General features: G+C 50.1%; 9 protein-coding genes and 1 pseudogene. 5 read left to right on the forward strand and 5 right to left on the reverse strand.

Translation table 11 applies throughout. The features are described from left to right. Positions 1-61: 61 nt before the first annotated feature. Positions 62-442: a hypothetical protein gene (locus O71_RS20385; protein ID WP_007660930.1), complete on the reverse strand. Its 381-nt coding sequence runs from the start codon at positions 440-442 to the stop codon at positions 62-64. A gap of 469 nt (positions 443-911) precedes the next feature. Here O71_RS20385 and O71_RS26795 point away from each other — a divergent pair, with 469 nt between their 5' ends. The 4 genes from O71_RS26795 (at position 912) to O71_RS20405 (ending at position 5,353) form a co-directional block, all read left to right on the forward strand. Next, entirely contained in the window at positions 912-2,147 is a 1,236-nt protein-coding gene (locus O71_RS26795; protein WP_255345442.1) for a S8 family serine peptidase, read from the forward strand. Between the two features lie 14 nt (positions 2,148-2,161). Then, entirely contained in the window at positions 2,162-2,437 is a 276-nt protein-coding gene (locus O71_RS26800) for a S8 family serine peptidase (RefSeq protein WP_255345443.1), read from the forward strand. A gap of 305 nt (positions 2,438-2,742) precedes the next feature. Further along, complete coding sequence (locus O71_RS22275) at positions 2,743-4,980, forward strand: PAS domain S-box protein (protein ID WP_007660931.1); 2,238 nt, start codon at positions 2,743-2,745, stop codon at positions 4,978-4,980. Continuing rightward, positions 4,955-5,353: a response regulator gene (locus O71_RS20405; RefSeq protein ID WP_007660932.1), complete on the forward strand. Its 399-nt coding sequence runs from the start codon at positions 4,955-4,957 to the stop codon at positions 5,351-5,353. The genes O71_RS22275 and O71_RS20405 overlap by 26 nt, the downstream gene beginning before the upstream one ends. On the opposite strand, the gene O71_RS20410 is transcribed toward O71_RS20405, so the two are convergent. Both O71_RS20410 and O71_RS20415 read right to left on the reverse strand, forming a co-directional pair. Further along, positions 5,350-5,817, reverse strand: coding sequence for a sensor histidine kinase KdpD (locus O71_RS20410; protein WP_007660933.1), 468 nt, complete (start codon positions 5,815-5,817; stop codon positions 5,350-5,352). The two genes, O71_RS20405 and O71_RS20410, sit on opposite strands and share 4 nt — an antisense overlap. Beyond that, the gene (locus O71_RS20415; RefSeq protein ID WP_192811720.1) at positions 5,814-6,377 is read right to left on the reverse strand and encodes a PAS domain-containing protein; all 564 of its coding nucleotides are present in this window, start codon (positions 6,375-6,377) and stop codon (positions 5,814-5,816) included. The genes O71_RS20410 and O71_RS20415 overlap by 4 nt, the downstream gene beginning before the upstream one ends. Positions 6,378-6,646: 269 nt before the next feature. Here O71_RS20415 and O71_RS20425 point away from each other — a divergent pair. Further along, positions 6,647-7,263 (forward strand): annotated as a pseudogene (locus tag O71_RS20425) (DUF2490 domain-containing protein). Between the two features lie 23 nt (positions 7,264-7,286). On the opposite strand, the gene O71_RS20430 reads toward O71_RS20425, so the two are convergent. Together O71_RS20430 and O71_RS20435 are read right to left on the reverse strand one after the other, a co-directional pair. Further along, complete coding sequence (locus O71_RS20430; protein ID WP_155801045.1) at positions 7,287-7,769, reverse strand: hypothetical protein; 483 nt, start codon at positions 7,767-7,769, stop codon at positions 7,287-7,289. 222 nt (positions 7,770-7,991) lie between these two features. Next, positions 7,992-8,228 (reverse strand): ABC transporter C-terminal domain-containing protein, encoded by a 237-nt coding sequence (locus O71_RS20435; protein WP_007660943.1) that lies wholly within the window; start codon positions 8,226-8,228, stop codon positions 7,992-7,994. Positions 8,229-8,364 lie beyond the last annotated feature (136 nt).

The raw sequence follows: 8,364 nt of genomic DNA on the forward strand, positions 1-8,364 counted from the left end.
ATTTTTCATTTGGCTAATGAATTAATCTTAATAAAGATACAGCTGGGCGATAAAATAGTTGTTATACCTTCACAGTGATGAGGTCCTGCATTTCGTACTCCGCCCGCGGCATGGCAAAGCCCGGATCCACGAGCTTCACATCGTATTTGAGGTCGTGGTTCTTGTGCTCCACCCGCTCGCGCAGGTAGTAAAGCACCAGCTCGTGCATGGCCTCGTAGTTCAGGTCCGTCTTACCCTTGGTCTTTACGCCATACTGTGCATAAAAAGCAGCCTTCAAAAAGTCGTGCAGGTGATTTTTCTCATGCTCCTCACTCTCACTCAGGTTGATGCTATCGAGCAGGGTGCGGAGTGCCGCTTTGTAAGCCTCCATGTCGGGGCGGGAGGTCTTGAGCCAGAGATACGCTTTGTTCAAGGCCTGGCGGCGTAGAATGTTTTGCTGCATGGCTGAAATTTACAATAGCAAGATACCTAAAAATAAGGCATGGAAGGGAAAGATGTATTAAATATGAATAATATCCTATACCTGTTTCAAAATGCCATCTGCACTGGCTACAGCGACTTTCCCAAGGCCTGCCTTTACCTGAACTCCACTCAGAGGAAAGATTAAATAAAAAATTATCAATATTTTTATTTTTTAAATCAATAAAATAACCATAACTTAATTTCAGAATAGCTCGTTATGGTATTTTTATATAGCCATAACATCTCCTACACTTTTTCAAGGGTACACTTACCACTTCTAGTAGTCTGTTTACCTCGTTTATTTACATGCTTACCAGCTCTAGTAAAACATGCTCTTAGCTTCAACCGAGCTTTGAAACTTGTTTTAATTTAAAAAGCTGCCAGGCCTGTTTGCGTCCAGAAACTTTAAAACTATACCTAAATCAATTAATTATTTAAACTTTTAAACTATGCGCAACAAATTTTTTACTACCAAAACTTTACTTTATCCGGCTCTTTTCGCCTTTGTGGGCCTGATGGGATGTAACCCCGAAGAAGACATGAACCCAACTGGCGAGTTGAGCCAGGAAGCAACGCAAATGGCGCAAGGAATTAACCCAAAATCAAACGTAAAACTGCACAAAAACCAGTATGTGGTTCTTTCGAGCAGCGAAACCATGTCAGCTGATATTGCAGCTCAACTGAACGCCGCCAATGGCAAAGTAATCAGCTTGCTTGAGCAGGCTGGTGTGGCCACCGTTTATTCAGAAGATCCGAATTTCGTTGCCAATGCCTCTAAAATTAATGGTGTACGCTCTGTGGTGCGCGACCTGGAGGTACAGTGGTATAATCCGGATGACATGAAGATTGTCGAACTGAGCAACGTGGGCACACCACCGGCAAGCGGCGACGACGACCGCTTCTTTGACCTGCAGTGGGGACATGCCGCTATTAAAGCGCCAGAGGCCTGGAACGCCGGCCATCGTGGCAGTGGTGTTCGTGTTGCCGTACTGGATAGCGGCTTTGACTTAGACCACCCGGACCTGGCACCCAACATCGATCTTGCTGCCAGCAAAAACTTTGTTCCAGGCGAAGGATTGAGTTACGCCCTATCGGGTGTAGGTAGCCACGGCACCCATACAGCCGGCACCATTGCGGCAGCCGACAACGGCATTGGCATTATAGGTGTTGCGCCTGAGGCGAAACTGATTTTGGTAAAGGTACTGCGCGACTCCGGCTCCGGTTCTTTCTCCTGGATGATGAATGGCATTGTTCATGCGACACAGCAAGGCGCTAATGTAATCAACATGAGTCTTGGAGCGGCCCTTCCACGCAATGGCAAATTCCTGAACGACAATGGCACACCAGAAGATCCATCTGATGACTTTATTGAAAGCGACACCAAAGCCGTGCAGGAGTTGCTGATCGCCATAAACCGCGCCACCAGCTATGCCACCAAGAATGGTGTAACCGTTATAGCCTCTGCTGGCAATGACGCCAACAACGGAAACGCAGACAAGTCGCTGGTACACATACCTTCTTCTTCTACTGGTGTAATTTCTATTTCAGCGACGGCTCCACGTGGTTGGGCACTTAATCCTTTCGGCACTTTTATGGATGACTTCGCCTCTTACTCTAACTATGGTACCTCTGATGTGCACTTTGCAGCCCAGGCGGTGACTACATGCATCCGGGTAATGAGATAGCCATCATTGCAGGTGTGAGACAATACGTTTATGTATTTGATTATGTGTTCAGCACAGGCAGCAGCCTAACTCCCGGAGTTGCTCAGTACTACTGGTCAGTTGGTACAAGTATGGCAGGTCCTCACGCAACAGGCGTAGCAGCACTTCTTATCGGACGTAACGGTGGTCAGATGAGCCCAGCGCATGTACTGGCCAAACTACGGGCCACTTCTGACGATCTTGGCAAGCCTGGCCGCGACCCTTACTACGGTTATGGCCGCGTAAACGCTTTCCGTGCCGTGACTGAATAAGTACGACAAGCCCTCATAACAAAAGCCGGACTGCTGAAAAGTAGTCCGGCTTTTTTATTTATCAGAATACGATTTTAATCCAATTTTAACACAGCGATTTATACCTATTATCCTATTTATTTGATTATCAAAACTTAACTGACAGCTGCAGATGAAGTAACTTAATACGCTTCATAAAACCACATTTTGGATATTAGAAAGCCTTTTTTCAACATTTAGAACATTTTCATAAATTTCGGTATACAATTGAACCCATATTGCCTAATTACAATTACATTCAGGAAGTTTTAAGCCACTGCACCTTTATGAAGGTAAATTTTACGCCACCTGAAGAGCTGATCCTTACACCGGATTTCTATAGTTCTATTGTACGTCATGCATCTGAACTCATTACAGTACTCAACTGTGAAGGGATCTATCAATACATTTCAGATTCGATAGCCACTGAACTTGGCTATACCCCGGAAGACCTGCTGGGCACCTATGTGTTTGACCTGATACATCCGGATGACGTACCTTCTCTTGAACAGGAGCTTTATAACCTGACTGCTGGCGACACCAAACAAGTAAACCTTCCTCCTGTTCGCTTCAAAGCCAAAAACGACAGCTGGCGCTGGCTCAGCTGTGTCGCGACCAACATGCTGGACAACCCCCACGTGCAGGGTATCGTGACCAATTCGCGTGATATTACCACGCAGATGGAGGCCTCGCGGCAGAGAAAAGAAAGCCAAGCTTATTACAAAGCGCTCTTCTTCAACAACCCCGACCTGGTGTTTACGATGAGCACGAGCGGGGAAGTGCAGGCCTGCAACGACGCCGTGGTGAAGCTGTCTGGCTATACGCGTGAAGAATTTCCGAAAAGCCATTTTGCCGAATTTGTGTTGCCGGATAACCGTGAAGAAACATTCAAGGCCTTCTCCACAGCCCTTACGGGACAGCCCTGCAACTTCGAGACCTGCATCCGCCACCGCGATGGCAGCAAGCGCTACTTGTCGGCCGCACTCGTACCCGTCGTGCTGGAGGGCCGGGTGCTCGCCATACAATGCATCGCCAAAGACAGCACCAACGAGAAAGAGGCAAACCTGCTTGTAAATGCACAGGCCAAGAAGCTGCACAAAATTTTGGAAGGGATGTCTGAAGGCTTTTTTGCCCTGGACAAAGAGTGGCGCTACAGCTTCGGCAACACTGTCTTCGCCAATTTCCTCAACCGGGATCTCGAAGACTTAATGGATCTCTGCATCTGGGAGGAATACCCGATGCTGGAGGGAACCCTCTTTAAGCAGAAATGCCATGAGGTGGCCGAAACAAAAAAGGCAGTACAGTTTAAGGAGCAATTCTGCGAGCTGAGTGCTTTTCTGCAGTTTACCATCAGCCCCTTTGAAGGCGGTATCCTCATTGCGTTTTCCGACATCACAGCGCAGGTTATCGCGCAGGAAGAGCTGCGGAAGCTTTCGCTGGTGGCCAGTAAAACGACAAACGGCGTGATCATCACCAACGGACAGTTGGAGATAGAGTGGGTCAATGAGGCTTTCTGCAACGTGACCGGCTATAGCATGGAAGAAGTAGTAGGCAAGCGCCCGAGCGACATCCTGACTTCTGCCGATACGGACCCGCGCGAGATCCTGTGGGTGAGAGAACAGCTGGCAAAGGGCATCCCGATGCGCAAAGAACTGCGCAGCTATAAGAAAAACGGCAACCTGATCTGGGCTGATGTCACCATCTCCCCTATTTCCAATGAGCAGGGCCAGATCGTAAAGCACATCTACATCCACACCGATATCACTGAACGCAAGCTCGATCAGGAGCAGTTACTCAAAACGACCGAGCACCTGTACCATCAGAATCAGGACCTGCAGCAGTTCAACTACATAGTATCACACAACCTGCGTGCGCCTGTCGCTAACCTGGTCGGGCTGTCGTCTGTGCTACAGAAGCTTGACCACAACAGCAGCCGCTTTGCCAAGGGCCTGCAAAACCTGGAAACCTCCGCCCGCCGGCTTGATGATGTGATCAGTGACCTGAACAAAATACTGGCTGTGCGTTCCTCTGACCTCCAGGCGGCCCATGAGATCGTCCTGTTAAGCGAGGTAGCGACAGAAGTGGCGCAGAGCCTGCAGCATCTGCTGACCCAGGCCAATGGCCGGATCGTGCTGGACCTGAAAGAAGATGACCTGCTCTGGGCCAACCGGGCTTTCGTCTACAGCATACTGCACAACCTGATTTCTAACGCGATTAAGTACAAATCTTCGCACCGGGACTTACTTATAGAGGTAAATAGCGTAAGGAAAGATAACAGCCTGCAATTACGTGTAACAGACAATGGCAGCGGAATGGACCTGGACCTGGTGCGGCCGCATCTGTTCCAGCTCTACAAGCGCTTCCATACAGGGCCGGATGGTAAGGGCATCGGGCTATACCTGGTGAAAATGCAAATGAACGCTATTGGAGGCAAGATAGAGGTAGAAAGTAGGCCAGAAGCAGGCACCACTTTTACATTACAGTTTGAGCTCCCAGCCTATGGCCCGCAAGGTTTACATAATTGATGATGATGACATCAGCATATACCTGACATCCCTGGTACTGGAGGATGCAGGCTTTGCCGACGAGATTCATACCTATAGCTCTGCAGATGATGCTCTGGCTGCTCTGTCCTTTACTGACACTGCTCCCCTGCCGGATGTAATCCTGCTCGACCTGAACATGCCTGTCAAAAGCGGCTGGGATTTTCTGGAGGTGCTGCGCCCCTATGAAGAAAAGCTCAAAGGAAAACTGGATGTGTTCATCCTCACCTCTTCCATCGCTGCCAGCGACAAGAATCTTTCCCGTAATTACCCGCTTGTGCGCGGCTTCCTGCACAAGCCGCTCGACGAAGAAAGTCTGAACTACATGAAGCAGACGCGCAACAGCCGTGTCTAATCAGCATAGAGCGGCAGCCTGATCACAAAGCGGGCGCCCTCATGCTCGCGGCTGTGCACACTGATGTGGCCACCATGCAGCCGCACCAGCTCATATACAATGGAAAGCCCCAGCCCACGCGACTTCTCCCCGTTCAGTCCCGACCTCCCGACATTCGCCTTGCGCTCAAATAGTTTCGCATGCAGGTTCTCAGGTATACCGATGCCTGTATCGCTGTGCTCGATCACGACTTCATCCCCCTCCTGGTAGGCACTTATCGTGATGTTGCCCGTGCTTGGGGTGAACTTGATGGAATTAGAGATCAGGTTGTTCAGCACCTGGGATATTTTGATCTGGTCCAGGTCCAGCACGAGCGGTTCCTGCGGCAGATCCAGCACCAGCGTCTGCTGTACAATCTGCCCTTTCTGGTAGAACTCGGCCATGCTGCTGATCAGCTTATTCAGGTCGACGCGTGTTCTGGTCACGGAATTTCCGGCGACACCAGATGCTCCTCGCTGAGCAGGTCGCGGATCAGATCTGTGCACTGAATGCAGGCATTTTCAATAATGGTGGTGTATTGCACTACTTCCTCCAGCCGGTTATCCTGCGTGTCTTTGCGCAGCAGGGCAGCTACACTCTGGACAATTGCCAATGGCCCGTGCAGGTCATGCATTACCATTTCGAGCGCACTGTCCTTGCGACGCCCGAACTCGGCGAGGTAGTTGATAAATTCCTGCTGACGACTGGTATCCTCGGCCATACCTGCCACAGCCACTATTTTCTGCGCTGCATCACGAATGGGGTAAACACTGCAGCGCATGTGACGCAGCCTGTTATTTCGCATCATGCGTATGGTTTTCTCAACAGGTTCTCCCCGCAGTAACTTGTGCCAGCAGTCAACCACGACGGCGCGATCTTCTTCGGGCACGGTATCGAGCAGGAGTTGGGGTTGCCGCTGAAGCCGCTCCTGCTCCGGTTCCCATAAATCGCGAAAAGCACTTGAAAGGAAACTGAATTTATTCTGTGCCAGATCAAACTGAAACATAATTTTGTTACTCTGTCTGCTGATCTGGTTTATTGTACTGAGATTGTCCATTGTGTAAGGCGGTAAGTAGCGTCGCTATACATACGGCACGTCGCTTTACACGTTATATTCGTACCATGGAACGTCAGTACACTGCCACCAGGCCACAAAAAAGGATGCGCTACTCCCTGGTTTATCTGCTTATGCTTCTGCCGGTACTCTGCTGCCCGGCAAAACTGGCTGCGCAGCATAAGGATGTGCAGCAAAACGAGCAGTTCTGGTTTGGCTACATGACCTCGACCCGTGTTTCAGAGCGGTTTTCCATCTGGAATGACTTTCATTATATACCGGAGGGTTTTGGCGTGGTGCGAACCGGCCTGACTACACACTTTCCAAACCGCATTGATGTAACCGCAGGCTATGCCCATGTGTGGCTTCCGGTGGGTGGTGAGCTCAGGCGACGGGAGCACCGTCCCTGGGCGCAGGTCGTCATCCCGACCCCACTTGGCGGCAATTTTGCCTGCAGCACCGGCTACGCTGGGATTTGCGCTATCGCCAGCGTACAGCAGCCGGTGAAATAACGGACGGCTATACCTTTAACCATCGCGTCCGCATCCAGACCGTGCTGCGGCGCAACTTCCCTGCACTTACGTTGGGGGGTGTACTGCCCAGCCTTGTTGTATCCAACGAACTACTGATGAACCTGGGAGAAGAAGCCACCGCCCCTTTTGACCAAAACCGCATCTCGCTGATGGCTGCCGCCCGGCACAAAGGGCTGATGCTGCAGGCGGGCTATATGAACCGCTATGTGCAGGCAGCCACACCGGGCCGCTTTACCAGTAATCATACCCTGGTGGTGTGGCTGTTTCACACCATAGACTGGCGCAGGCAGGATACACAGCCCTAAAGTATTGAAAGGGCTGGCCCTGATCAGAAGGTAAAAATGAGGGTAGCCCGGTTAAAGGCATAGCCAAGGCGGATGTCTGGCTGGGGTTTGCTGGCATAGCGTAGCCCTTCGTTGTATACATAGATTGCCCAGTGCTCCCGCTTCATTCTGGCACCGGCAAAAGGTATACTGAAGGTCAGCAGGCTCGCCCCCGCACCGGAAATCAACCAGTTGGGCTGGTTGCCGGACAGCTGCCTGCTCATCGGGTACGTGATCAGGAGCCCGCCGGCATAGGAAAGCACAGAAGCCGGAAGTGAGTTGCGGTTGCCTTTCTGAAGCTCTTGTCTTGCCTCCGGATGTTGATCCAAAATGTGCAAAAGCTGTTTTTTACTGATTTGTCTGCCATGCTGATAGTAAGCAAATCCAAGGCCTTTTTTCTGTACAATTATTTCACCGTCGCCTTGCGCCAGGGAGCAATTATACATACTACTCAAAATAAGCAGTACCATTAGTAAGTAAGTTTTCATAAGTATAAGGTGAGATTCAGGAACAAAATAGCAAAATGACACTTTATCTCAAAGTGCAATTTCCATATACGCATATCTTTGGATTAAAGTATAGATCCATCACACTTCACACCCACTGAAACTCAATACAGTACACCTGAATCAACACAAAAAAAGCAGCAAACCCATGGCTTGCTGCTTCGACTTAGAATAACACTTTATTATTATAGGCAGGTTTCCAGGCTAGCTTCCCAGCTGCGCTTCCAGCTCTTCGGCTTCCAGCATCAGGCTCTCCCACTTCTGGTTTACAGCATCCAGCTCCTTTTGCACCGATTCAAACTTCTGGGATGTTTCCTGTAGCACATTCGGGTTACCGTATACCTTTGGGTCAGCCAGCTCGGTTTCGAATTTAGCCAGCTCCTGCTCCAGTATCTGCACCTGTTTCTCTACCTCGCTTATCTGGCGCTTTACCTGCTTCAACTGGTTGTTCAGGGCATTGAATTCGCTGTTGTCGCGCTTCGGCTTTGGCTCGTCTTTTTTAGGGGCCGGCGCTGCAGCAGCATCGCGTTTAGTTTCTTTCTCGCGCTTSTMCAGCTACCGTACGTCTGAGCATCAT

This window comes from Pontibacter sp. BAB1700 (assembly GCF_000277005.1).
Taxonomy (GTDB): domain Bacteria; phylum Bacteroidota; class Bacteroidia; order Cytophagales; family Hymenobacteraceae; genus Pontibacter; species Pontibacter lucknowensis.

What these genes read in the sequence shown, in the direction of transcription:
- O71_RS20385 (WP_007660930.1), bottom strand. Translation starts at nt 442, where the DNA reads ATGCAGCAAAACATTCTACGCCGCCAGGCCTTGAACAAAGCGTATCTC.
- O71_RS26795 (WP_255345442.1), top strand. Translation starts at nt 912, where the DNA reads ATGCGCAACAAATTTTTTACTACCAAAACTTTACTTTATCCGGCTCTT.
- O71_RS22275 (WP_007660931.1), top strand. Translation starts at nt 2,743, where the DNA reads ATGAAGGTAAATTTTACGCCACCTGAAGAGCTGATCCTTACACCGGAT.
- O71_RS20405 (WP_007660932.1), top strand. Translation starts at nt 4,955, where the DNA reads ATGGCCCGCAAGGTTTACATAATTGATGATGATGACATCAGCATATAC.
- O71_RS20415 (WP_192811720.1), bottom strand. Translation starts at nt 6,377, where the DNA reads ATGTTTCAGTTTGATCTGGCACAGAATAAATTCAGTTTCCTTTCAAGT.
- O71_RS20430 (WP_155801045.1), bottom strand. Translation starts at nt 7,769, where the DNA reads ATGAAAACTTACTTACTAATGGTACTGCTTATTTTGAGTAGTATGTAT.